The 24,532-nt window shown below is 36.9% G+C and carries 21 protein-coding genes and 1 riboswitch; of the genes, 19 read left to right on the top strand and 2 right to left on the bottom strand.

Annotation, left to right across the window (positions count from 1 at the left end; genetic code table 11):
- Window positions 1–20: 20 nt before the first annotated feature.
- On the bottom strand, window positions 21–737 hold the full coding sequence (locus AB3I42_RS09195) for an alpha/beta fold hydrolase (protein WP_010737340.1): 717 nt from the start codon (window positions 735–737) through the stop codon (window positions 21–23).
- A 211-nt stretch (window positions 738–948) separates the two neighbouring features.
- On the opposite strand from AB3I42_RS09195, the gene AB3I42_RS09190 reads away from it, so the two are divergent.
- The 17 genes from AB3I42_RS09190 to AB3I42_RS09110 all read left to right on the top strand — a co-directional run bounded on the left by AB3I42_RS09190 (window position 949) and on the right by AB3I42_RS09110 (window position 21,462).
- The gene (locus tag AB3I42_RS09190) at window positions 949–1,581 is read left to right on the top strand and encodes a lysozyme family protein (RefSeq protein WP_010737341.1); all 633 of its coding nucleotides are present in this window, start codon (window positions 949–951) and stop codon (window positions 1,579–1,581) included.
- A gap of 144 nt (window positions 1,582–1,725) precedes the next feature.
- Window positions 1,726–2,508, top strand: a complete 783-nt coding sequence (locus AB3I42_RS09185; RefSeq protein ID WP_223603424.1) for a DUF368 domain-containing protein — start codon at window positions 1,726–1,728, stop codon at window positions 2,506–2,508.
- Window positions 2,509–2,675: 167 nt separating this feature from the next.
- The gene (locus AB3I42_RS09180; protein ID WP_010737343.1) at window positions 2,676–4,997 is read left to right on the top strand and encodes a cation-translocating P-type ATPase; all 2,322 of its coding nucleotides are present in this window, start codon (window positions 2,676–2,678) and stop codon (window positions 4,995–4,997) included.
- A gap of 186 nt (window positions 4,998–5,183) precedes the next feature.
- Window positions 5,184–7,025, top strand: a complete 1,842-nt coding sequence (gene dnaG / locus AB3I42_RS09175; RefSeq protein WP_010719587.1) for a DNA primase — start codon at window positions 5,184–5,186, stop codon at window positions 7,023–7,025.
- Between the two features lie 23 nt (window positions 7,026–7,048).
- Window positions 7,049–8,158 (top strand): RNA polymerase sigma factor RpoD, encoded by a 1,110-nt coding sequence (gene rpoD / locus AB3I42_RS09170; protein WP_010719586.1) that lies wholly within the window; start codon window positions 7,049–7,051, stop codon window positions 8,156–8,158.
- A gap of 370 nt (window positions 8,159–8,528) precedes the next feature.
- Window positions 8,529–10,847 carry a cell division site-positioning protein MapZ family protein gene (locus AB3I42_RS09165; protein WP_368022451.1) on the top strand — a complete coding sequence of 773 codons (2,319 nt, stop codon included), beginning with the start codon at window positions 8,529–8,531 and terminating at the stop codon, window positions 10,845–10,847.
- Between the two features lie 201 nt (window positions 10,848–11,048).
- The gene (locus AB3I42_RS09160; RefSeq protein WP_010737345.1) at window positions 11,049–11,912 is read left to right on the top strand and encodes a S1 RNA-binding domain-containing protein; all 864 of its coding nucleotides are present in this window, start codon (window positions 11,049–11,051) and stop codon (window positions 11,910–11,912) included.
- 103 nt (window positions 11,913–12,015) lie between these two features.
- The gene (locus AB3I42_RS09155) at window positions 12,016–12,489 is read left to right on the top strand and encodes a Fur family transcriptional regulator (protein WP_010719583.1); all 474 of its coding nucleotides are present in this window, start codon (window positions 12,016–12,018) and stop codon (window positions 12,487–12,489) included.
- Between the two features lie 92 nt (window positions 12,490–12,581).
- Window positions 12,582–13,469 carry a site-specific tyrosine recombinase XerD gene (gene xerD, locus AB3I42_RS09150; protein WP_368022450.1) on the top strand — a complete coding sequence of 296 codons (888 nt, stop codon included), beginning with the start codon at window positions 12,582–12,584 and terminating at the stop codon, window positions 13,467–13,469.
- Between the two features lie 18 nt (window positions 13,470–13,487).
- The gene (locus AB3I42_RS09145) at window positions 13,488–13,859 is read left to right on the top strand and encodes a hypothetical protein (RefSeq protein WP_010719581.1); all 372 of its coding nucleotides are present in this window, start codon (window positions 13,488–13,490) and stop codon (window positions 13,857–13,859) included.
- Window positions 13,856–14,623: a segregation/condensation protein A gene (locus AB3I42_RS09140; protein WP_368022449.1), complete on the top strand. Its 768-nt coding sequence runs from the start codon at window positions 13,856–13,858 to the stop codon at window positions 14,621–14,623. Before AB3I42_RS09145 ends, AB3I42_RS09140 begins: the two co-directional genes overlap by 4 nt.
- A complete protein-coding gene (gene scpB, locus AB3I42_RS09135) occupies window positions 14,607–15,182 on the top strand; it encodes an SMC-Scp complex subunit ScpB (RefSeq protein WP_010719579.1) in 576 nt (191 codons plus the stop codon). The genes AB3I42_RS09140 and scpB overlap by 17 nt, the downstream gene beginning before the upstream one ends.
- Entirely contained in the window at window positions 15,182–15,898 is a 717-nt protein-coding gene (locus tag AB3I42_RS09130; protein WP_010719578.1) for a pseudouridine synthase, read from the top strand. Before scpB ends, AB3I42_RS09130 begins: the two co-directional genes overlap by 1 nt.
- An 80-nt stretch (window positions 15,899–15,978) precedes the next feature.
- Window positions 15,979–16,102, top strand: a riboswitch (FMN riboswitch).
- 121 nt (window positions 16,103–16,223) lie between these two features.
- The gene (locus AB3I42_RS09125; RefSeq protein WP_010737347.1) at window positions 16,224–16,838 is read left to right on the top strand and encodes an ECF transporter S component; all 615 of its coding nucleotides are present in this window, start codon (window positions 16,224–16,226) and stop codon (window positions 16,836–16,838) included.
- Window positions 16,839–17,434: 596 nt separating this feature from the next.
- Window positions 17,435–18,958 carry a YfcC family protein gene (locus AB3I42_RS09120; RefSeq protein WP_131773187.1) on the top strand — a complete coding sequence of 508 codons (1,524 nt, stop codon included), beginning with the start codon at window positions 17,435–17,437 and terminating at the stop codon, window positions 18,956–18,958.
- A gap of 151 nt (window positions 18,959–19,109) precedes the next feature.
- Window positions 19,110–20,450, top strand: coding sequence for a M20 family metallopeptidase (locus AB3I42_RS09115; RefSeq protein ID WP_034867515.1), 1,341 nt, complete (start codon window positions 19,110–19,112; stop codon window positions 20,448–20,450).
- 286 nt (window positions 20,451–20,736) lie between these two features.
- Complete coding sequence (locus AB3I42_RS09110) at window positions 20,737–21,462, top strand: alpha/beta hydrolase (protein ID WP_025480478.1); 726 nt, start codon at window positions 20,737–20,739, stop codon at window positions 21,460–21,462.
- A gap of 374 nt (window positions 21,463–21,836) precedes the next feature.
- Here AB3I42_RS09110 and AB3I42_RS09105 read toward each other — a convergent pair whose 3' ends face one another.
- Entirely contained in the window at window positions 21,837–22,055 is a 219-nt protein-coding gene (locus tag AB3I42_RS09105; RefSeq protein WP_010719573.1) for a ferredoxin, read from the bottom strand.
- A gap of 30 nt (window positions 22,056–22,085) precedes the next feature.
- Here AB3I42_RS09105 and AB3I42_RS09100 point away from each other — a divergent pair, with 30 nt between their 5' ends.
- Both AB3I42_RS09100 and AB3I42_RS09095 read left to right on the top strand, forming a co-directional pair.
- Complete coding sequence (locus AB3I42_RS09100; protein WP_010737350.1) at window positions 22,086–23,114, top strand: helix-turn-helix domain-containing protein; 1,029 nt, start codon at window positions 22,086–22,088, stop codon at window positions 23,112–23,114.
- Window positions 23,098–24,489, top strand: a complete 1,392-nt coding sequence (locus tag AB3I42_RS09095) for an ATP-dependent DNA helicase RecQ (RefSeq protein WP_131773185.1) — start codon at window positions 23,098–23,100, stop codon at window positions 24,487–24,489. Before AB3I42_RS09100 ends, AB3I42_RS09095 begins: the two co-directional genes overlap by 17 nt.
- The last annotated feature ends 43 nt before the right edge of the window (window positions 24,490–24,532 follow it).

Raw genomic sequence — 24,532 nt, 5'->3', positions numbered from 1 at the left:
AAAATCACCTACTATTCTTATTATTCAGACAAAAAATCTAATACTTCTTGATTGAAACGTTGAGGATCTTTTCTAGCTAACTGATGTCCTTGTTCGTTCACTAAAACAAAAGAAGCATTTGGGATTGTTTTTGCTAGGTAAAGGGAGTGTTGCAGTCTGATCACATCTTTTTTTCCAACAATAATCAATGTTTTACATTTAATTTTCTCTAAATCTGCTGTTGAAAGACCGATATCTTTTAACAACAATTTGATCACCAACAAATTTTTTCTAAGCGATGGGCAAACTAAAGAAAGCAACCACATACCAATATAATGACAGTAGCTAAGCAGTCTCGCTGAGAATAAAACCCCTTTAACTAAAGTATTTCCTGAATTTAATATTAATCGATGTACTTTCTCTGGATAATAACTTGAAAAGACCAATCCAAGATTAGCTCCATCACTAAAACCTAGTATATTTGCTTTTGTAATTCCTTCAAGTAGCATGATGGTATAAAGATCTTCTGCCATCAAACGAAAAGACAAGGTATTTGCTTGATTCGTTGAACGTCCGTGACCTCGACTATCAATGAGATAAACGGTATAAAACTGACTAAAGACAGGAACTTGCTCTGAGAAGAAACGACCACTGCCATCATTACCATGGAGTAAAAACAGAGGCATGCCATTTCCGCTTTTCTCATAATAGATCTCTGTTCCATCAGTCATTTTTGCATATTTCTTTTCTTTTTTCACATAATCACCTACTGGTTAAAGTATAACGACAATTCTCCTATAAGAGCAATTGTTTTCCTAAAAAAACAACGATCATTTTCGTAAGATAGTAAAAAATTCCGAAAATTTCAGTTTTTATTAAGGAAAGGAACAAATGATTAGTAAGAAATAGCCAAGAACGATAATAAATAGTAAGATAAAAAAAGATGTCAAAATAACTAGGTGAATGTTTATGAAAAAAAAGAAAAAATCAATCTTTCGAAGAATCGTCTCTTTTTTAGTGATTGTCTTGGTCATAGGAGTATTGATCATCTTAGGAAAAACCTATCAATCAATTAAAAGAGTAGAAAAGTACGAACCAGAAATAACAACAGCAATCAAAAAGTACCATATGGAAGAGTACGAGTCTTTGGTCAAGGGGATCATTTTAACAGAATCAAAAGGCAAGGGGATTGATTTGATGCAAAGTTCGGAAAGCGCCTATGGTAAAGCCAATTTGATCGATAATCAAAAAGAAAGTATCGATCAAGGAGTCAGCTACTTAGCAGAAATGATCAATGAGGCAAAAAAACAAGGATGTGATCTTGATACAGCTATACAAGCCTATAACTTCGGTAAGGATTATATTGTCTACGTAAAAAAACGAGGTGGGGAAAATACTATGGAGATAGCAGAAGAATATTCCAAAAATGTCTTGAGTCCACTTTTAGGTAATGAGAAAAAAACCAAGTATCGCTATTGGCGAGTCCCCTCATTGCTTTACAATGGCGGTTATCTTTATCATAATGGAGGGAACATGTTTTACACAAAAGTTGTCAAGATGAATGAAGACCTCATTGAGTTATATGACAAAGTTTTTAACTAATTGAGTGTAATGCTGAGATTTTTTGCTAGATCTTTATCTTATCAGAAAGAAGGAGTGCTCAAAAAAGTGGAAAAAGAACAAATCATAACAGAAAAGGTAGCGAAAGATTCAGGGAAAGACTGGCTATTGCGCTTTGTAAAGGGAATGTTTATCGGTTCGGGTTTTATTTTACCGGGGGTAAGCGGAGGCGCTTTAGCAGCTGTTTTTGGGATGTACGAACGATTGATCTCTTTTTTAGCTCATCTAACCAGAAATTTTAAAGAAAACGTGCTTTTCTTTTTGCCTGTCGGATTAGGAGGCATCAGCGGAGTCTTTTTGCTTTCCTTTTTGGTGAGTTTCTTATTAGGGACATATGAAACGACGATTTTATGGTTTTTTGTTGGGTGTATTGTAGGTACTGTTCCAGCGTTGTGGAAAGAAGCTGGAAAGAAAGGGCGGCAATCAGGTGATATCATCCTGATGATCGTCACATTGATCGTGGCTTATTTCTTTTTACTTTACGGATCACAACTATTTGATGGTCAAGTTGAACAAAACACAGTAACTTGGATCATCGCTGGTGGTCTAATCGGCTTAGGGATGATTGTTCCTGGACTGAGTCCCTCGAATTTTTTAGTCTATATGGGGTTATACAAGGCGATGGCTGATGGTTTCAAAGAAGCTCGCTTAGACGTGATCTTACCGATCGGTTTAGGCGCGGTATTCTGCGTGTTGACGTTATCAAAGTTATTTGATTTTATATTTTCTAAGGCATATAGTAAATTGTTCCATTTTATTTTAGGAGTTGTTTTTGCTTCGACGGTAATGATTGTTCCTACAGATTACACAAATTTAAGTTTACTAGGAATCATCTTTTGTCCCATTTTATTTTTTGCTGGTATCGCATTAGGTTGGTGGATGAGTCGTTTAGAAGAACAATATAAATAAAGGTTGAATGGCGCATGATTTTTGCTGGGATTTCTCAACGGCATAGAATCATGTGTTCTTATTTTGTATAAATTTGTAAAAAATAAGTTGTTTTTAATAATAGAACAAGCTAGACTTAAATATATTGATTATTTTTTGAAAGTTGGCGAAAAATGGAAACGAAAGAAATGAACGGTCTTACTCAGGAAGAAGTGAGACAAAAAATTTCCTCTGGGCAGCAAAATGATTACCAAGAGGATGCATCAAAAAGTACTAAGCAGATTCTTAGTGACAATATACTAACGCTGTTCAATTTTTTAAATTTTGGTATTGGGATTTGCTTACTATTGGTCGGTGCCTATTCCAATATGGCTTACTTGGCAATCATTGTGGTGAATATCATTATTGGTATCTATCAAGAAATCCATGCTAGAAATCTAGTAAGAAAGTTATCGATTGTTTCGCAATCAGAGGTACGAGTTGTCCGCGAAGGAAAAGAGCAGTCGATTTCAACGAAAGAATTAGTTTTAGGAGATGTCGTAAAGATTGGTGCAGGGGAACAGATTCCTTCTGATTTAAGAGTGATCTCAGGACGCGCAGAAGCCAATGAGGCACTATTGACAGGGGAGTCAGACCTGATTGTCAAAACCGAAGGAGATGAATTGCTTTCAGGTAGTTTCTTAACCAGTGGTTCTGTTTTAGCTCAAACGATTCGTGTGGGTGCAGACAACTATGCAGTTCGCCTAACGAGTGAGGCAAAAACCCATAAAGCGATTCATTCTGAACTTGTCGATTCTATTCGAAAAGTATCGAAATTTACTAGCTTCATTATCATTCCATTAGGTATTATTTTATTTTTAGAAGCGTTATTTATCCGTGATGCTTCCATTAAGATTTCTGTTATTGCTTCGGCAGCAGCATTACTAGGGATGTTGCCTAAAGGCTTAGTCCTTTTGATTAGTATTGCACTGACTACTGGTGTAACGAAATTAGCAAAGAAAAGAATCTTAGTCCAAGATATGTATTCGATTGAAACACTTGCTCATGTAGATACGCTTTGCTTGGATAAAACAGGGACGATCACTGAAGGAAAAATGAGTATCCAACGGGTCGAAGCCCTAAATCCTAAGTACGAAAAAGCGATTCCTGAAATCATGGGAACCTATCTAGCTGAAAGCAGTGACAATAATCTTACCATGCGGGCACTTAGAGATTACTTTCAAGTAGCTAATCGCTATACTGTGACTGAAAAGTTAGCTTTCTCTTCTGACCGTAAATGGGGAGCAATGGAGTTTCCTGAATTAGGTGTGATCTATGTAGGAGCTCCTGAACGTTTGGTTGAAAAATCACAACTGCCAGAAAGTTTGGTGGATGCTCAAGCAAATGGCTACCGTGTATTGATGCTAGGTGTCGCTCCTGAACAACATTTGACTGAAGGAGAGCCAAAAGGCGTTGAACCAATCGCGCTGTTTGAGATTGACGATCCAATACGTAAAAATGCAGAAGAAACATTAGCTTATTTACATGCTGAAGGTGTGAATCTAAAGGTTATTTCAGGTGATAATCCGTTCACAGTTTCAAATATTGCCCGCCGTGCAGGCTTACCAAATTATGATTCGTATGTTGATCTTTCTACGATGACAGAAGAAAAAGCGGTCCGGGAAGCCGCTCATGAATACACGGTCTTTGGTCGTGTGAGTCCACAACAAAAGAAAACATTAGTGAACGAATTAAAACAAAGTGGTGGAACTGTGGCTATGACTGGGGATGGAGTCAATGACGTGTTGGCACTGCGTGAAGCAGACTGCAGTATCGCCATGGCTGAAGGAGACGGTGCAACAAGACAAATTGCTAATCTCGTTTTACTTGATTCTGATTTTACGACTTTACCAGAAGTCTTATTCGAAGGGCGTCGTGTCGTGAACAATGTGACCAAAGTTTCAGGTATTTTCTTTATAAAGACGATCTATTCGTTTATTCTTTCTATCTTATGCGCAATTACTGCAATCGGGTTTCCATTCATCCCAATCCAGATCACATTGATTGACTTAGCTATTGAAGGTTATCCTTCTTTCTTCTTATCGTTTGAACAAGATAAACGAAAGATTACCTATCGTTATTTACCAACAGCATTGATCAATGCATTGCCAAATGCATTGCTAGTCGTATTGAATATTATTGTGGTTTATATTTTAGGAAAAGTTTTGCCATTTACCCAGTTGCAAACGACCACTTTAATGTATTATCTATTGATCGGAATCAGCTGTATGGCAGTAGTCAAAGCGTGTTATCCATTTAATCCGTTGCGAATTTTCTTAGCGGTAACAACTGTTGTAGGGATTTATGTAGCAGCGATGCTTTTCCATCATCTGTTAGAAGTTGATCTTGGGTTAGGAACGGCTTGGCCATATTTCATTGGTTTTATGATCGTTAATATCATTTTGAGACTGATTTATGGAAAGACCAATATCCGTGACTACTTATTGAATAAATTAGCAACAACGAAATAAACCGTTGCTTGTTCTTAGAATGACAAGTATTATACTTGAAAAAGTTTAGAATTGTGATAGAATGAAACATGTATAATTGTGTCCTTTAAAATCGCACTGATTTTCGTTAGTGCGATTTTTTACCGGTTATTCTCCTGAGGTATCTCTTTGACAGATGCCAATTAGCTATTTACAGGGGGTGAAAGCATGGCTCAACGGATTCCTCAAGAAGTCATTGAAACGATTCGTGGACAAACGAATATTGTTGAGGTGATTGGTCAATACGTCCAATTAAAAAAATCTGGAAAGAATTATTTAGGTTTGTGTCCTTTTCATGAAGAACGAACACCATCTTTCTCGGTGGCTGAAGATAAACAGATTTTTCATTGCTTTGGTTGCGGAAAAGGAGGAAACGTCTTTACTTTTCTTCAAGAACTAGAAGGACTTAGTTTCCCAGAAGCAGTCGTCAAAGTTGCTGATTTTGAACAAATTCAGTTAGAAGATCAATGGCGCAAACAAACACTTCCCTTCGAAAATAGCGATTCAATTACAGGAAAATTGATTTTAGCGCATGAAAAAGCCGCAGAAGTATATCATCATATGTTGCTACACACGAAAGTAGGCGAGCAAGCTTTAGATTACTTACTACAACGTGGTTTGACACTAGAATTGATTGAAGAATTTGCGATCGGATTTGCACCGAATGAACGTTCATTTTTGAAACAAGTATTTAAAACTGAAGCATACGATCAAGAAGTGTTGGAACGTTCTGGTTTGTTTATCTCTCATGAGGATGGAGGAATATCTGATCGGTTTTACCAACGTATCATGTTTCCTATCAGAAACCCTCAAGGGCGCACGATTGGTTTTTCTGGACGCTGGCTTGCACCAGAAAAAGGACAAGAAAAAGATCAACCCAAATATTTGAATAGTCCAGAAACAGAATTATTCAATAAAAGACAAGTGTTGTTCAACTTGGATAAAGCACGTAGTGATATCCGAAAAAGCGGTGAAGTTCTTTTATTTGAAGGTTTCATGGATGTCATTGCTTCTTGGCAAGCAGGTGTAAAAAATGGGATAGCTTCAATGGGAACGAGTTTAACGAATCAACAGATCCAGCAGATTGAACGAGTAACCAAAGAACTAGTTTTTTGTTACGATGGAGATAAGGCAGGATTCGAGGCAACGAATCGAGGGATCGAATTGTTACGACAAAATAGTCGATTGCAATTATCAATCGTTGTGATTCCGGAAAAACTTGATCCCGATGAATATTTACGTAAATATGGAAATGACTCCTTTAATGAACTGATCTTTCATGGTCGTGAAACGGTCTTTACTTTCAAGTCACGTTATTTGAAGCAAGACAAGAACCTGGAGAATGAAAAAGATAAAATCCAGTACTTAGAAGAGGTATCGAGAGAACTTAGTCAAGTTGTCTCGCCAATCGAACAAGATATGTATTTATCGCAACTAGCGACCGAATTTCAACTTAGTCGTGAAACCCTGCAAAAGCAAATACGGGATTTTCGCAGGGAAAATCAAACGAATCGAACCAACCAACCAACGACATTGCCAGAACCAGCTATTTCACGGACGGCAATAACGAAAAAGAGACCGCTGACTCAAGTAGAAAAAGCGGAACAAATGCTCTTGTACAGAGTGTTCAAAGAGATATCTGTCCGTAATCTTTTGAAAGAACAGCAATTTCAGTTTATTCATGACATTTATGCAGAAGTATATTTTTTATTCGATGCATTTGTGTCACAACATGATGAATTCAACCTTGCGGAGTTTTTGGACTTTTTGCAAGATGAAAATTTAAGGCGTTTAGTGGTGGAAATCGAGTATTTGCGTGTAGCCGAAGAAAGCACACCAAGAGAAATCCAAGACTTATTGCGTGTAATCAGAAAGTCTAGTTTAGCTGATGAAATAACTTTAAAAAAACAAATGCAGCAAGAGGCTAGAAGAACTGGAAACAAGCAATTAGAATTGGAATTAACGATTGAGATCATTAATTTAACAAAACAGTTAAAACAAGCCGAATAGCTACTCAAGGGGGGCCTTCTTTTATGGCAAATGTAACAGAGAATAAAAAGTATGAAGCAGCAGTAGCAGCTTTTATCAAAGAAAACAAACCAAAAAGACAAGTCGTGTATGATGATCTTTCAAATAAACTTGCAACGCCATTCACATTGAATGCGGATGAGATGGATAAATTGATCCAAAAAGTCGAGGATGCTGGAATCAGCGTTGTTGATGAAAATGGAGATCCATCGATCCATAGCTTGAAGAGTGCAGAGAAAAAAGCGGAACAAGCAAAAACAGAAGATCTGTCAGCACCTACTGGTGTAAAAATCAACGATCCAGTTCGTATGTATTTAAAAGAGATTGGTCGTGTTTCCCTATTAACTGCGGAAGAAGAAGTAGCTCTTGCTTTAAAAATCGAAGAAGGTGATCAAGAAGCAAAACAGCGTTTAGCTGAAGCAAACCTTCGTTTGGTCGTAAGTATTGCTAAGAGATATGTTGGACGTGGCATGCAATTTCTTGATTTGATCCAAGAAGGAAATATGGGCTTGATGAAAGCTGTTGAAAAATTTGACTATCGTAAAGGATTCAAATTTTCAACTTATGCTACATGGTGGATCAGACAAGCAATCACTCGTGCCATCGCTGACCAAGCACGTACGATCCGTATCCCAGTGCATATGGTAGAAACCATCAATAAATTGATCCGTATCCAACGTCAATTACTTCAAGATTTAGGAAGAGAACCGACGCCAGAAGAAATTGGGGCAGAAATGGACCTTCCTACAGAAAAAGTACGTGAAATATTGAAAATTGCGCAAGAGCCAGTTTCTTTAGAAACACCAATTGGTGAAGAAGATGATTCTCATTTAGGAGACTTCATTGAAGACCAAGAAGCTACTAGTCCTGCAGAACATGCGGCTTATGAATTGCTAAAAGAACAATTAGAAGATGTTTTAGATACATTGACTGACCGTGAAGAGAATGTTCTCCGCTTACGTTTTGGTTTAGACGATGGTCGTACCAGAACACTCGAAGAAGTTGGGAAAGTATTCGGAGTAACACGTGAACGTATTCGACAAATTGAAGCGAAAGCGTTACGTAAATTACGCCATCCATCACGCTCAAAACAATTGAAAGATTTCTTAGAGTAAAAATAGGATTCAAATTTTGAATCTTATAGACAATGACTGTCTTTTAAAATAGCGAGTAGCCTTTACTGAAAACAAAGTAGCACGGGATCAGAATAGATGATCTCGTGCTACTTTTTTAGTCAATGGCTGAGTCAAAAGCTTGAACCTGATCATAATAAATAATTGATGCGCTATTAACGTTATGATGATGAAAACATAAATAATTGCGTAACTATGCGTAATTATAAGAAACTTTTTGTAAATTATTTGTTTTATTTTTACGAGTTATACTATTTGATATCCGTTTGATCAAAATAGACTCTTGGCGAAACTTTCAGAATATGGTAGATTAAATGGTAGCGTAAACCTAACAAAAGGAGCCGATCGCTCAGTGATAAAAAAATGCCCAACGTGTGGATCAAAGAAAATCAAAGGAAAGTTGATTTGTCCTGATTGTGGTTACCAAATAAAAGAGCAAGACCAACACACGAATGAAGAAAAGAACAACAGTCAATTACCAATAGATTCTTCAGAAGAACATTTTCCTGACACGGAATTAAATGATCCAATCGAATGGTCAGAATTAACAGAGTTACCATTAGAATCGGTCATGGCCTTGTTTAAAGAAGAATCATCTGAAGAAACGAATCTAGCAGAAACTAATGATGCTGAAGATGTAGTCACTAAAAAGGCAAACAAAAAGCCGTCAACAAGCGAAGAAGGAACTGATTTGAAAAAACAGGCTAAGGGCGATGAATTGACGGATGAAATCGAAGCAGAACAACAAAAAAGAGTAGCTGAATTAAAAGAATTTGTTGATCATGAAAAAGAAAATTCGATTTTATCTGCTTATATCAAAGCTCATAGAGAAGATACAACAGAAGAACATGCAGAAGAATTGATGCGAATGATCCAAGAGGAACTCGCAGCTAAAAATGCCAAAGAGACTGATTCAAAACAAGAAAGTATAGTGCCAGTAACTAACGAACGTGAAACGAAAGAAAAGGAACCAGTTGATACGAACGATAGCGTTGTTCAGCCAACTGACCATCAAGTGATTGATCAAGAAGAAACGTTTGAAACAGCAACAGAAAAAAATAATGAACGCTTAACGGTAACCCAAACTTTAGAAGAAAATCAATTGCTTTCTTCTAAGGAACAAACTGAAGAACCAGTGCCCGCTTCAAAATCGACTCACATCCAATCGTCGTCAGAAAATCTTTTGATAGGAAAAAAAGAAGTCGAAGAAAAAGCGAGTGCGGAAGATGTCGATAAAAACTCAACCCATGAGGACGAAGCATTAAACGAAAATTTGAAACCTGAAGTTTCAGAAAAAGATATTCCGAAAGCAGCTCCATTACAAGAGAATCAATCAAACGGAGAAGTTCTAAAAGAAGAAATACCGAAAAAAGAAACAGCAAAAGAAGAAATATCGAAAGAAGAATCGGTAAAAGAAGAAGAACCAAAAGAAGAAATTCGTAAGAAAGATTCTTCAAAACCAGAAGCTATAGAAAAAACAGAATTATCAAATGAAATCGATCAAAGGACAGAAACGGAACAAAAAGAACCAGTTACATCAGCTAAGTCTGATGAGGGGAAACGAAAAAGATCGAAAAAAGGACCGTATCTGGCTTTAGCAGCAATCGTCTTGCTCGGAGTCGGTGGTTGGGCTTATTATGACCATCAGCAAGATGTTCAGGCGCAAATCGCTGCACAAGAAGAAAGACAAAAACAAAAGGTGGCAGAGCTACAAACTGCCTTGAACGCTTTTTATACAGATCCGTCTCACCAGTTTATCCGTACTTCAATGATCAATCAAGACTTAGCTAAACTAAAGACTGATCTGAATGACGTAAAAAAAGAGAAAGAATATCCTGAATTAGAAAAAACATTCCAGGATATCCAAACCAAAATCAAAGATATTCAACGTGTCAACCAGTTATTTACTTCGGTAGTGATTGACGATGATCATTTAGCAGCTGATCCCAAACTAAAAGAAGATCAAGCCATTCAACCAATGACTACAAATGAAACTGCTTTTGGACGTCTGATCAAGCAAGCGCAAACCGAAGCAGAGGATCAATACAAACAATTGCAGACGGCTAAAGATAAAGTGAACGTTGTCTATCATGATAATCAAGTCATAGACAGTGCGAACAGAGAGCAGTATGACGAAGCAAAAAATGCTGTAGAGCAAATCAAAAATGAAGAGCTAGCTGTCGCTTTAAAAGATCAACTAAAAAAAGTAGATGAAACCTTGACTGCGAAAGAGCAGAAAGAAGCACAAGCAAAAGAAGAAGCGAAAAAAGCTGAAGAAGCAAAAAAAGCAGCTGAAGCAGCCAAACAAGCTGCAGCTCTGGCTGCACAACAAGCAAAATCTAGTTCAACGACCAATAAGACTAATTCAGCCAATCAACCCATCATGTCAACTCGACAAAGTGATGTGGCTGATGCATCTAATCCAGCATGGAATTGGGCACCAGGAGTCCAACAAAGTGTTATTGCTACTTGTATTCAACGAGGCTACATTGTGGCAGGTGGATATAAACTAGAAAAAGCGAGAATCGAAAATGGTGAAGGTTATTATAATCTTTATGCTACTTCAACCCAATCTAATTTGATGCGTGGAATCGGTGAAAGTGCATTACCATTTTATATTGTGACGATCAATTGTAAAACAGGCTGGTTTGGCGGAAATGGCAGCCATTAATCTGCTAGATAGACAATGATCAAATACTACTCAGATATCGTAGATCGTATGGAACTAAGTGGATGACCATATAGGATCAGATACACGATATCTGAGTTTTTTTGCGACGACTAAGACCAAACCAACTACTAATCATGGGAACATTATGTTATGATAGCTAAGAAAAGATGGCTGAATCTTTTATAAATAAGGAGAAATAAGATGAATGAATTATTGGCAACAATATTTACCGGAATGGTAATTGATGAAAATGAAAAAAATTACTTTGTCCAGAAAAATGGACAAACTTTTGGATTAAGTAAAACCGAAGGGACCTATCGTATCGGTGAAGCAGTCGAAGGGTTTGGTTATCAAAATCAAAAACATGAAAATCGTTTTACTACGTTGATTCCTAAAAGTCGAATTGGTCATTATGCTTTTGGTACAGTTACTGCTTCACGAAAAGATTTAGGAGTATTCGTCGATATTGGATTACCCGACAAAGATTTTGTAGTCTCATTAGATGAACTACCAACGATGACAGAACTTTGGCCTAAAAAAGGCGATCGTTTAATGGTTGCTTTAAGAGTCGATAGCAAAGACCGAATTTGGGGTAGTTTAGCCGATGAAAAGATTTTTAAATCATTGAGTAAACGTGGAACAGAAGAAATCAAAAATAAAGACATTACAGGTGTTGCTTACCGCTTGAAAATTACCGGAACGTACGTCTTAACAGATGATTATTATATCGGATTTATCCACCCATCAGAACGCTATAATGAGCCGCGCTTAGGTGAACAAGTCAAAGGACGAGTAATTGGTGTGAGACCTGATGGAGTATTGAATCTTTCATTAAAACCAAGAGCATATGAAGCAATCTCTGATGATGCACAAATGATTTTAACGATCATTGAACGATCAGCAGATGAGCAAATCCATTTTACTGACAAATCTGATCCGGAAGATATCATGAAAACTTTTGGTATAAGCAAGGGAGCTTTTAAACGAGCAATCGGCAATCTATTAAAACAAGGACTAGTCAAACAAGAAGCAGGGGTAACGAAACGAATTAGAAAATCTAATTGAGAATACCTTGCATGTTTATCTTAACTAGCTTATAATTATTTTAATTTAGAAAGAGATTCCTTTTGTTTGATTATAATTATTATAAATTGTCGGGGTTGAATACATGGTTATGAATGCGATGTCAGTAATGAAAAAAACGAAACAACAATTACACGAGTCGGGGTTCAAATTAACCCCACAAAGAGAAGCAACTTTACAAGTACTTTTAGAAAATGAGAAAGAACATTTATCGGCAGAAGAAGTCTTTTTTCTAGTGAAAAAAAAGAGTCCAGAAATTGGGTTAGCTACTGTCTATCGGACGTTAGAGATTTTGACCGATTTGAAAGTCATTGATAAAGTCAGCTTCAATGATGGTGTTGCTCGCTATGACTTGAGAAAAGAAGGAGCAAAACATTTCCATCATCATTTATTGTGTTTACGATGTGGCACGATTGAAGAGGTTGAAGAAGATTTATTGTGTGAAGTGGAAGAAATTGTGGAGCAACGGTATCACTTTTTGGTAAAAGATCATCGCTTAACATTTCATGGTATTTGTCAAAAATGTTACACTAAAGAAAAAGAAAGCAAAACCGTCTGATTGCTAGACGGCTTTTTCTTTGCCTAGCTGTAAAATAGACTATCGAAAATGAAGGGTATCTGATATGATAGAAGAGCACGAGGTGGATTATTATGAATGAAGAAATTAATGATTATCTCCACTATTTGACGATTGAACGTGGCTTGTCATTAAATACGAGAAAAAGTTATGAACGAGATTTGTTACAGTATCTTCACTATTTAGAAGATGAGCAAATCACTTCCTGGCAAGATGTCGATCGCTACGTCGTGATCAATTATCTGGAAAAGATGCATGATGAAAAGAAAGCTCCAGCAACCGTGACCAGAATGATTACTAGCTTGAGAAGATTTCATCAATTCTTACGTCAAGAACGATTGACTGATCATGACCCCATGCAACACATTGATACGCCTAAAAAGGTTCAAAAGTTACCTAGCACCTTATCCTTGACTGAGGTTGAACGATTGATCGAAACACCTGATACAACCAAAAATCTAGGGATCAGAGATCGAGCAATTCTAGAAGTCATGTATGCAACAGGTATGCGTGTCAGTGAACTCGTTGGTTTAAAGCTAAGTGATCTTCACTTGTCGCTCGGCTTGGTCCAAACACTTGGTAAAGGGGACAAAGAACGGATCATACCTCTAGGTGATTATGCGATCCAATGGTTGGAGCGGTATCTAGACGAAGCACGCCCCCTCCTTGTAGCGAATTCTTCTGAAACGCATGTATTTGTCAATCATCATGGTACAGGGTTATCACGGCAAGGTATCTGGAAAAACCTTAAACAATTAGTGCGTGAAGCAGGAATCAATAAAGAGGTGACCCCTCATACTTTAAGGCATAGTTTTGCGACACATTTGCTGGAAAATGGTGCAGATCTTCGAACGGTACAGGAATTGTTAGGACATGCTGATATCTCAACAACACAAATTTATACACATATCACAAAGAAAAGAATGACGGATGTTTATAAGCAGCATTTTCCAAGGGCTTAGTCATAGGAAGGTGAAAAAATGTTAACACATTACCGAAAAGAAAATCGTAAAATTGCTATGGGACTGTTAAGTTTTCATAAGAAACTAACGGATAAATCGAATTTACTCAAAGAAATCAATACCTATGAAACAGAAGAAGGATATGAACTTTTTTTCTTCACACCAGAAGGTTCAACGAATATTCAAGGAATCATTGGTGTTTATTGGGGTGAAAATCAGGAATTGATTATTCACGATGTTTCATTGAATCCATCTTATCGGGGAGATCAGATGGGCTTTCAAATGCTTGATGAACTTCAAGAAAAATACCCAGACTTTTCCATACGACCAACAGAGATTACCCGTCCATATCTCGCAAAATGGGTCGATCGAAACAAGAAGAAAGAGTGAATATGGTGACAGAAATCAATATCAAATTAGATATATTTGAAGGCCCCTTAGATTTACTCCTTCATTTGATCCAGCAAATGGAGATCGATATTTATGATATCCCGATTGCAACGATCACTGAGCAATACATGAGTTATATCCATACGATGAAAACTCTTGAACTTGCTGTTGCTGGAGAATATCTAGTGATGGCTGCCACGTTGATGGCGATCAAAAGCAAAACTTTGTTACCTGTTCAAGAAGCAATCATTGAAGATGAGTATTGGGAAGAGGACCCGCGTGACGAATTAGTCAATCAATTATTGGAATATCGAAAGTATAAGTATGCTGCAGAGCAGTTAACCGAAAAAGCCCAAGAGAGAAGCTTATATTTTACGAAAGAACCAGTTGCAGTAGACGATCTCATTGGACAAGAGAAACCATTGAAACGTGGACAAGTCAAAAAGATTGATTTATTTCATGCGATGGAAAAAATCTTAGAGCGAAAGAAATTCTCAGAGAAAGTTGAAAAAACGATTACTCCTGATGATACAACAATTGAAGAACGTATCATCTTTATTGAAGAGCGTCTTAAGCAACATCATAAGGGATGCTCTTTTGAGTCTTTTTTTGAAACGCCTTCGAAAACAGAAGTAGTCACTACATTTATGGCTTTATTAGAAATGATGAAAAATGGTCAGATCGTTGCGCAACAAGAAGGAAATTATGAAACAATTATGCTTTATCTAGCAGTAGGAGATACCAAAGATGACAAAATTAAGTGAACTTGAAGCCATTTTATTTATTGTTGGCGAGGAAGGAATCGGGTTAGAAGAAATCAGCTATCTGTTAACTATTACGAAAGAAGAGACAGTGGCTTTATTAACGGAATTAAAAACAAGATATGAAAATGATCCAGCTAGTGCTTTGCATATTTTGGAAACAGAGGCACATGTCGTTTTAACAACCAAAAAAGAGTTAGCGCCATTGTTGAAACGCTATGCCCAAGGGACGTCTAATACTCTCTCACAAGCAGCTGTCGAAACGTTGGCGATCATTGCATATAAACAACCGATTACCAGAGTAGAAATCGAACAAATTCGTGGGGTTCAAGTCTCAGGTGCCATTCAACGGCTAGCTGCTCATCAGTTGATTGAAGAAAAAGGACGCGTGGAAGGACCTGGACGACCTATTTTGTATGGGACGACTCCTTATTTTTTAGATTATTTTGGTCTCAACTCATTAAAAGACTTACCAGATATACAAGCAATGGAGCATTCATTAAACGAAGAGTCTTCACTCGACTTATTCTTTGATGAAATGGATGAAGGAGAACAGATATAATGGAAAGACTACAAAAAGTAATTGCGCATGCAGGGATCACTTCCAGACGTAAAGCGGAAGAATATATTTTGGCTGGACGAGTAAAAGTCAACGGCAAAGTAGTAAAAGAACTCGGAGTAAAAGTTAGCAAACGTGATTTGATCGAAGTAGATGAAGTGCCGATTTATCAAGAAGAATACGGGTACTATTTACTATATAAACCAAAAGGCGTGATTTCCGCTGTTGCTGATGACAAGGGGCGAAAAGTCGTAACTGATTTGCTTCCAATGGTGAAAGAACGAATTTATCCAGTAGGACGATTAGATTATGATACTTCGGGTATACTGCTCTTGACTAATGACGGTGATTTTGCGCAACGTTTGACCCACCCGAAACATGAAGTAGACAAAGTATATGTGGCGAAAGTCAAAGGGATTGCTACTAAAACAATGTTATCTCCCTTGACGAAAGGGATAAAAATCGAAGGGAAACGAACTTCACCAGCACGTTACCAAATATTATCTGTGGATCCTAAGACAAATCATAGTATCGTTGAATTGACTATCCATGAAGGTAGAAATCATCAAGTAAAAAATATGCTTCAAGCAGTTGGCTTACCTGTTCAAAAATTAAAACGAGAAAAATACGGCGATTTGACGCTTCAAGGCTTACGCCCTGGCGACTATCGTGAGTTGAACAAAAAAGAAGTCAGCAGTTTATTGAATCAATCAAAATGATTACTTACTTATTATAAGAATAAATGATTGCATTTTTTCTCAAGCGATGTATAATGTAAAGGTAAACAAAATTATAAATGGTTCGTCTTCAGGGGCAGGGTGAAATTCCCGACCGGTGGTTATAGTCCACGACCTACTTTACCTAAGTAGCTGAATCGGTGAAATTCCGATACCGACAGTATAGTCTGGATAAAGAAGATAGAGCTTATTTGACGTAGTTTTTTGCCAAATAACTCTAACTCTCCCTGTTATTGGAGAGTTTTTTTATTTGCAAAAAGTTCGTCGAAAAGTTCGCTGAAGAGGAGTCCTAACAGGAGGATTTCAAATGAAGAACACCCGTGTACAAAAAATGGTCGCTGTGGCATTATTTGCTGCGATCGGATTGGTTTTGCAATATATCGCATTTCCGATCATGCCAGCCTTTAGTTTTTTAAAGATCGATTTTAGTGATATCCCAGTACTGATCAGTATGTTTTTATTTGGTCCAGTTGCTGGATTGGTTACAGCTTTCTTACGATCGATCTTACACTTGATCACTACCGGCTTTTCACCAGATAATTTGGTAGGAGATACAGCCAGCTTTTTAGCAACAGCTATCTTTACCTTACCTATTTTCTACTTCTTCCGTAAGAAGACTCAAGTAGGAAAAAATAAGTTTTTAGGTGTGATTTCTGGTACGATCGCAATGACGATCTTCATGAGTGTCGCAAACTATTTTGTGATTACCCCATTGTACCTTATGTTTTTAGGTTTAAATGCTAATCAAATGTTAGGGATGCCGTTAGCTAATTATGTCCTGATCGGAATCGTCCCATTTAATATCATTAAAGGATTTATCGTCAGTGCTGCCTTTTTGGTTTTACACGCAAAATTATTGCCATGGTTAAGTCGGAAACAACACCAGTTGGCACAAAGACATACAGTGACGAACAACAAATAAATAGTACAGCAGCTCATGCTCGTTTATCCATTTTCAGAGGGAAGCATGAATTGATGCCACTTTCTTAATTATTTTATCATTAAAAAAATCAGTCAAGGCTCCATAACTTTTACAATATAAAAAGTTATGGAGCCGTTTTTGTAAGTACTAGTATTTCTGAAAAAGTAGTCCAACGATTAGAAAAAAAAGGGATGAGAAAATAAAAATTGTTTTTTCTAAAAAGAATTCAAGGAAATAAAAAAATATCGGAAATTTTAATGAAAAAAAATTCATTAACCTACGTTGCGTAAGCGTTTTATAAACGGTGTTTGAGTATTTCTTTTGTTTATGCATAAAAATGTATTTTATGATTCAAAATGTGAAATTAATCACTTTTTGAATGATAAATAGTTTTGTTATAATGGAAGAGGAAAACGCTACAATTGTATTGAAAAAGCTTTACCTTAAATTTTATAGAGAAAGGAGTGAAAGCAGGATTTTTGAATAAAATTTGCCAAATCAATAGGTTATTGTTTTGGTTATCGTATTCTTTTTGATAAAATAACTGATGGAATCACTCTTATAAGATTCTAATGTTACAAGAAAGGGAGAAGAACATGGAACAAACAAAGAAGAAACAATTTCAAATGCCTTCAGCGTATACGGTCTTATTTATTATTATTGCGATTATCGCTGTACTAACTTGGTTCATACCAGCTGGACATTATAGTGTCAATGATGCAGGCAACATCATTGCTGGATCATATGAACGAGTAGAGCAAAATCCTCAGGGGCTATGGGATATCTTTATGGCACCGATTAATGGGATGCTAGGTGTACCTGCTGGGGAATTAACGAAAGAAACACCGGCTGCTATTCCAATTTCATTCTTTATTTTAGTTGTGGGTGGTTTCTTAGGTATTATCAATAAAACTGGTGCTTTGGATGCAGGGATTGCTTCCGTTGTAAAACGCTTTAAAGGAAAAGAAAAAATGTTGATCCCTGTGTTGATGATCTTATTTGCATTAGGTGGTTCAACTTATGGTATGGCGGAAGAAACTATTCCGTTCTATGCTTTATTGATTCCTGTTATGATGGCTGTTGGGTTTGATACAGTTGTTGCAGTAGCTATCGTTTTAGTAGGGTCACAAGTTGGTTGTTTAGCTTCAACCGTTAATCCATTTGCTACTGGGGTCGCTTCTCAAGCAGTTGGTATCTCAATGGGTGAAGGAATCGGGTTACGTTTCTTGATGTTCGTGGTACTATTGGCTATCTCAATTGCTTATGTCTACCGTTACGCATCTAAAGTGGAAAAAGACCCAACGAAATCACTTGTATATAAACAACGTGAAGAAGACATCAAACATTTTGATATCGATTCAATTGGTCGTCAAGAATCAATTACTAAAAGACAAAAACATGTAAATATCCTATTTTTCATTACCTTTGGTATTATGATCATTAGTTTGATTCCTTGGACAACATTGAATAAAAACTTTACGATTTTTGAATCATTAACTAACTGGTTAACAGGGTTACCTGTAGTCGGAACTGTTTTAGGTAAAAACATGCTTCCTTTAGGAGAATGGTATTTCCCAGAAATTACCATGTTGTTCTTAGTGATGGCTATTGTAGTGGCAATCACTTACGGAATGAAAGAATCAGTCTTTATTTCTGAATTCTTAACAGGAGCTTCAGATTTGATCGGTGTTGCGATCGTGGTAGCTGTTGCACGTGGTATCCAAGTTGTGATGAATAATGGTTTAATTACTGATACGATCTTACATTGGGGTGAACAAGGATTAAGTTCATTGTCATCTAGTGTCTTCTTGATCTTAACGTTTATCTTCTATATCCCTATGTCATTCTTGATCCCATCAACTTCTGGACTAGCAGCAGCTACTATGGGAATCATGGGACCAATGGGTGAATTTGCAGGCGTTGGTAAAGATTTAGTTATCACTGCTTATCAATCAGCATCTGGTTTGGTCAACTTGATCACACCAACATCAGCAATCGTTATGGGGGCTGTTGCGATCGCTCGTTTTGATATTTCCGTTTGGTGGAAATTCACAGGAAAATTGATTGCTATCCTATTTGTAGCCATTTGTGTTATCTTAGGTGTAGCGGCAATGTTATAACAAAGTAGACAAAACCGTTGACTTAGAGTGTACATGGTTTTTTACTTGATGTGAATGGACAAGATCCAAGCTCAACTATTTATTGTTTGAAAAAAGAGGTTGTGTCTGTTGTTTTGACATAACCTTTTTATTATATTAGGAGGCTAGTAACATGAAACAATTTGTAACAAAACAACATCATGAACAAGCATTGGAATCTTTAAATGAATTGATTCGAATCCCTTCAGTTCTGGACGAATCAGATACTGGTGAAGGGCATCCTTTTGGGACAAAAGTGATCGAAGCATTGGATAAAGTGTTAGAAATCAGTGAAAATCTAGGATTTAAGACATTTAAAGATCCAGAAGGATATTATGGTTATGCGGAAGTCGGATCTGGCGATGAGCTATTTGGTATCTTGTGTCATATGGATGTCGTTCCAGCTGGCGATGAAAACAATTGGGATTCTAAACCATTTGAACCAACTGTCAAAGATGGTTGGTTGATTGGACGAGGATCACAAGATGACAAGGGACCTTCTATCGCTGCAATGTATGCTGTCAAAGCGTTGATGGATGCAGGCGTTGAATTTAATACACGTATCCGATTTATTTTTGGAACCGATGAAGAAAACTTGTGGCGTTGTTTAGATAAATACAACGAAAAAGAAGAAGGTATTACGCAAGGATTCGCACCAGATGCAGAGTTTCCATTGATTTATGCTGAAAAAGGATTACTACAAGCTTACCTAACTGGACCGGGAACATCTGAATTTTCAGTTAAAGCTGGTGGCGCACTGAATGTCGTTCCAGATGCAGCTCCTTATGCTGGTGAAAAATTAGCTGAAGTCAAAGAAGCATTGAAAAAACATGGATTTGACTTTGAAGATCAAGGAGAATCAATTGTCGTTCTTGGAAAAAGTATCCATGCCAAAGATGCAGCAGAAGGTGTCAATGCAATCTCTCGTTTAGCGATTGCTCTTTCTGAAGTATTTGATTTTGCTCCAATCAACTTCTTAGGTCAATTAGTTCAAGAAAATGCTACTGGTGAAAACGTGGTAGGAAAAACGGTGGATGAACAATCTGGCGAATTGACAATGAACTTTGCTAGTCTGGAAATCACTCCTGAACAAACTAAAATCGGGGTCGACATGCGTATCCCAGTAACTTTCAAAAAAGATGAACTCGTAGAAAAACTAACAGAAACTGCTAAAAAGTATGACTTGACTTATGAAGAATTTGACTTCTTAGATTCCCTTTATGTTCCATTAGACAGTGAATTGATCAAAAATCTTTTAGGAACTTACCGTGATATTACTGGTGATATGACTGAACCATTTGTATCTGGCGGTGCAACTTTTGCGCGGACGATGAACCAATGTGTAGCATTTGGTGCAATGTTCCCAGATACCCCTGATTTTATGCATCAGGCAAATGAACGTTGGGAACTAAGCAGCATGTACAAAGCAATGGAAATCTATGCAGAAGCTGTTTACCGTTTGTGTGGAAAATAATCATTTGAAATGCTCAACTAAATACACTTTAGTTCAATAGAGAACGAAACTGCTCTCTTACTGTTAAAGGCTGATGAAGGTCAATGTACATTCATCAGCCTTTTTTTTTGTTATAGTGGGTCTTGTTGAGGGGAAGAGTCAGGTCTAAGAAAGATCGCATTTAGTGCCACTGGCTAAACAAATTTATTCTTTTTCAAGAAAAAAGAGTTGCAATGTATTCGTATTTTATTTAGTGTGAATTTATAATCGATCAATAGGTACGATAAAAGGAGAATAGGTGAGAGATGTGAAGATATTTAAGCGAGTATTAATTGGTATAATTATTTTTTTGGGGCTAGCAGGAGGCGCTGGGTACTACTATTTACAACAAAATACCTATGAACCATCTAGTCAAGCAAGTCAAATAGCCCAAAATGGAAAGGATAAAAAAGATTATTTATTTTTTGAGACGAAAGAAAAAAGTCAAAAACCACTGGTTATTTTTTATCCAGGTGCTTTGGTTGAACCAGCTAGTTATAGTGTCTGGGCTGAACAATTAGCAAAAAGTGGGTACTCCGTAGCAATCGCTAAGATGCCTCTTGACTTAGCCATACTTAGTGGGAATAAGGCAGATAAGATCAAAGAAGACTTTTCAAATCGAAATTATGTGATTGGTGGACACTCATTGGGGGGCGTCATGGCGAGTCGCTATGCTAATCAGCATTCTTCTGACAAACACTTAAAAGGAATCTTTTTCTTAGCAAGCTATCCTGATGAAAAAGGTACATTGGCGAAAACGACGTTACCTGTATTAAGCCTGACTGCGTCTAATGATAAAGTCTTGAATCAAAAAGCCTATGAATCAGCTAAAGAATATTTACCTGAGCAAACAGAATATGTTTCGATTAATGGAGGAAATCATGGCGGATTTGGCAGCTATGGGGAACAAAAGGGAGACGGTAAAGCTAAGATTACAAACGAAGACCAACAAACAGCGATTACCAATACGTTAATCAATTGGTTAGGAGAATAGAGTTCCAGATCTAAATCTTACAGCTCACTTTAAAAATGAGTAAAAAGTGTGCATCAGCTCTTTGAAAAAAGCTTGAATTTTTTTAAACATGAGAAACTGTTAAAAAAAATTCAAGCTTATTGTTATCGGAGCTTCCCGCTTCTTTCATGACTTTATCTAAGGCAGTTCAGAAGTCCATTTATCAGAAACTTTGCCGAAGAGCTACATAAGTCACAATCTTTATATAAATAGACTAGAGATAAATCAACTCAAACTTTCACTTGAACATAGAAAGAAATTTGTTCAGACACCATTTCCAGGTCAACTGCCTACTTTTCAAATCATCATTGTTAGAAACACTTACATTGATCTATATTCATTTGGTTAACTAGTTTTCATGATTTCTCTAATAAAATAGCTCTTACTGGACATTTTTGATAAGCTTTTCTGACGGCTTCCTCGTCAGTTTGAGAAACAAATTGCTGATGAGCTTCTGGTTCTTGGGCAAATAAAACGATTCCTTCTTCATCATAATCAAAGATATCTGGGGCTTCGATTTGACAAAGACCACAAGCGATACAGCGCTCAGGTACTAATTTACATAGTAATGACATTTTGACCATCCTATTCTTAAGGGGAGTAATATGACTTCATTTATTTTAGCTTTATTTTCAACAAGAAACAAGTTAAGGATCAGCTCCTTATACCAAGTTATCACAGGAAAACGAACGAGTTCGGTATTGATTTATAGTTTTTTAAACCATTTATTATTTATACATGGTAGTTTTCCTAAAATGAATCAAGAAGAATTTACACGTATCATTGACCAATTAGTTGACCAAAAGTTCCTTATTCAGCTAGAAGATGGCGTGATGATCACTCATTTAGGTGAAAAAGCTTTAGCAGAAGAAATAATTGATCTAGAAGGGCTCCATTATGATCGTTATGGAAGAACCGCTGAGAATTGTTGGCGGTTGATCAAGTTTGCTGTTCAAGTTGTCTCTCATCTGGTAAATAATAAAAAGGAATACTTACCGATTGAAACTAGTCCCTATTATACTATCCAAGTAAAAAAATGGTTAGCTGACACACAACTAGATCGACAAACCTTAGCAAAAAAATTAAGCCAAGAACTGAGTGAAATCTTTTCAACGATGACATCTGAATCGGCTAACTTTCTGGCCAATCAATTTTCAGGTATCCAGTCACCCGGTCTATTAACTTATCAATTAACAGAAATAACCAATGAAGTGCAACGTGAATTGTATGAAGCAAAGCAAGTACACCTGCTGCTAAAAACAATCGAAGAAAAAAAAGATTCGTTGCTTTTTCAATTGGTTTCACCACTACTTATGCAAAACTTCAATCAAAGTATGTTAACGACGAGAAAACTGATTTTATCTGGATGCTCAATTGATGAAGTAATGAAGATACGTCATTTAAAAAGAGGAACAGTAACCGATCATTTGATCGAATGGCAACTTTATTTAACTGATTTTCCTTATCAAAAAATGATCACCAAGCAGACATTTAAGCGACTAAGTCAACTATCGAACATCAAAGAATGGAATTATCGAGAATTAAATGAAGTCGCACCACTAGACTATGGAGAGTTTCGTTTTTATCAAATTGGTGTATTGAAAGGGGAACTGAAGAATGTCGCTGAAGGATGAACTACAAAAACGTTTTGGATTTACTTCGTTTCGTTCAGGACAAGAAGAAATCATCCAGTCTTTATTGAATGACCAAGATGTCCTCGCAGTGTTACCGACAGGAAATGGAAAAAGCCTATGCTACCAACTGACCGGTTATCTGCGTGAAGGAATAGTTATCATTGTTTCACCTTTGCTTTCATTGATGGAGGATCAGGTGATGCAACTACAGAAACAAGGAGAAAAGCGAGTTGTTGCTTTCAATAGTTTACTATCTAGAACGGAACGATATTATGTGTTAAATCATTTGTCCGATTATAAATTTTTATTTTTAAGTCCAGAAATGTTGACGCAAAAAGATGTGATGGAACAATTACAAAAACAAAAAATTGGGTTATATGTGATCGATGAGGCGCATTGCGTTTCTCAGTGGGGGGTAGATTTCCGTCCGGAATACCAACAACTAGGAGAAATTGCTCAGAAATTAGGCTCTCCAGTAACGCTTGCCTTGACAGCAACCGCTACTACAGCCGTGCAACATGATATTGAAACTGTCTTGTTTCAAGAAGTGCCAGTTCGAATTATCCATTCGGTTAATCGACAAAATATTGCTTTATATGTCAAAAAGACTTCCCAAAAAGAAGCTGATCTAGAGGACCTGATGAAACAAGCAAAAGGCTCGATGATTATTTATTGTGCGACAAAGAAAGAGGTAGAGCGTTTGTATCAGCTATTTCGCTCACGTTTTACTATCGGCTATTATCATGGTGGATTAGAGGCATCACAAAGGCGACAGTTGCAACAACAATTTAGTCAAAATAAACTTCAATTTTTGATTGCGACGAATGCTTTTGGTATGGGCATCGATAAGCCAGATATCCGTTATGTTGTCCATTACGATTTACCAGATAGTTTAGAAAATTATGTTCAAGAAATCGGGCGTGCGGGAAGAGACCAACAGGCGAGTGAAGCGATTCTTTTATACAAAGAAAATGACGAACGCATTCATTATTTTTTTAATCAACTTTCTAGAGAACAACGACAAAGTTTTGAAATTTATCTGCAATATCATAGCAATGAACAAGAACAATTCGATGAGATTCAACAAAAATGGTTAGAAATAATTGCACAAACGAGCAATCCGCAAGAGTGGTTAAATCGGCTAAAACGTCAAGAAAAAGAAAAGGAATATCGACTACAACAAATGCTTCATTATGTCAATGCAAAGACTTGTCGAAGAGCGCTGATTCTTGAATACTTTGGGGAGAAACTGATAAAAAAACCAGAAAAATGTTGTGATATTGATGGAGCGGTCCTTACGAGTCAGGAAAATAGAGAAGTCAGCCCATCTGTAGAGCTAAAACAGTGGCAAGATATTTTACTAAATTTATTTTAAAAAAACATTGGATAGAAAATTTATAAGACAATCGCGTTCTGGC

The sequence above is a fragment of the Enterococcus sp. C53 genome, from assembly GCF_040887425.1.
GTDB lineage: Bacteria > Bacillota > Bacilli > Lactobacillales > Enterococcaceae > Enterococcus_B > Enterococcus_B hirae.
Note: the sequence above shows the minus strand (reverse complement) of the source record. Positions and strands in the feature narration are given on the sequence as shown.

What these genes read in the sequence shown, in the direction of transcription:
- AB3I42_RS09160 (WP_010737345.1), top strand. Translation starts at nt 11,049, where the DNA reads ATGAATGAATTATTGGCAACAATATTTACCGGAATGGTAATTGATGAA.
- AB3I42_RS09155 (WP_010719583.1), top strand. Translation starts at nt 12,016, where the DNA reads ATGGTTATGAATGCGATGTCAGTAATGAAAAAAACGAAACAACAATTA.
- xerD (WP_368022450.1), top strand. Translation starts at nt 12,582, where the DNA reads ATGAATGAAGAAATTAATGATTATCTCCACTATTTGACGATTGAACGT.
- AB3I42_RS09105 (WP_010719573.1), bottom strand. Translation starts at nt 22,055, where the DNA reads ATGTCATTACTATGTAAATTAGTACCTGAGCGCTGTATCGCTTGTGGT.
- AB3I42_RS09120 (WP_131773187.1), top strand. Translation starts at nt 17,435, where the DNA reads ATGGAACAAACAAAGAAGAAACAATTTCAAATGCCTTCAGCGTATACG.
- scpB (WP_010719579.1), top strand. Translation starts at nt 14,607, where the DNA reads ATGACAAAATTAAGTGAACTTGAAGCCATTTTATTTATTGTTGGCGAG.
- AB3I42_RS09130 (WP_010719578.1), top strand. Translation starts at nt 15,182, where the DNA reads ATGGAAAGACTACAAAAAGTAATTGCGCATGCAGGGATCACTTCCAGA.
- AB3I42_RS09145 (WP_010719581.1), top strand. Translation starts at nt 13,488, where the DNA reads ATGTTAACACATTACCGAAAAGAAAATCGTAAAATTGCTATGGGACTG.
- rpoD (WP_010719586.1), top strand. Translation starts at nt 7,049, where the DNA reads ATGGCAAATGTAACAGAGAATAAAAAGTATGAAGCAGCAGTAGCAGCT.
- AB3I42_RS09190 (WP_010737341.1), top strand. Translation starts at nt 949, where the DNA reads ATGAAAAAAAAGAAAAAATCAATCTTTCGAAGAATCGTCTCTTTTTTA.
- dnaG (WP_010719587.1), top strand. Translation starts at nt 5,184, where the DNA reads ATGGCTCAACGGATTCCTCAAGAAGTCATTGAAACGATTCGTGGACAA.
- AB3I42_RS09095 (WP_131773185.1), top strand. Translation starts at nt 23,098, where the DNA reads ATGTCGCTGAAGGATGAACTACAAAAACGTTTTGGATTTACTTCGTTT.
- AB3I42_RS09115 (WP_034867515.1), top strand. Translation starts at nt 19,110, where the DNA reads ATGAAACAATTTGTAACAAAACAACATCATGAACAAGCATTGGAATCT.
- AB3I42_RS09125 (WP_010737347.1), top strand. Translation starts at nt 16,224, where the DNA reads ATGAAGAACACCCGTGTACAAAAAATGGTCGCTGTGGCATTATTTGCT.
- AB3I42_RS09100 (WP_010737350.1), top strand. Translation starts at nt 22,086, where the DNA reads ATGACTTCATTTATTTTAGCTTTATTTTCAACAAGAAACAAGTTAAGG.
- AB3I42_RS09185 (WP_223603424.1), top strand. Translation starts at nt 1,726, where the DNA reads ATGTTTATCGGTTCGGGTTTTATTTTACCGGGGGTAAGCGGAGGCGCT.
- AB3I42_RS09180 (WP_010737343.1), top strand. Translation starts at nt 2,676, where the DNA reads ATGAACGGTCTTACTCAGGAAGAAGTGAGACAAAAAATTTCCTCTGGG.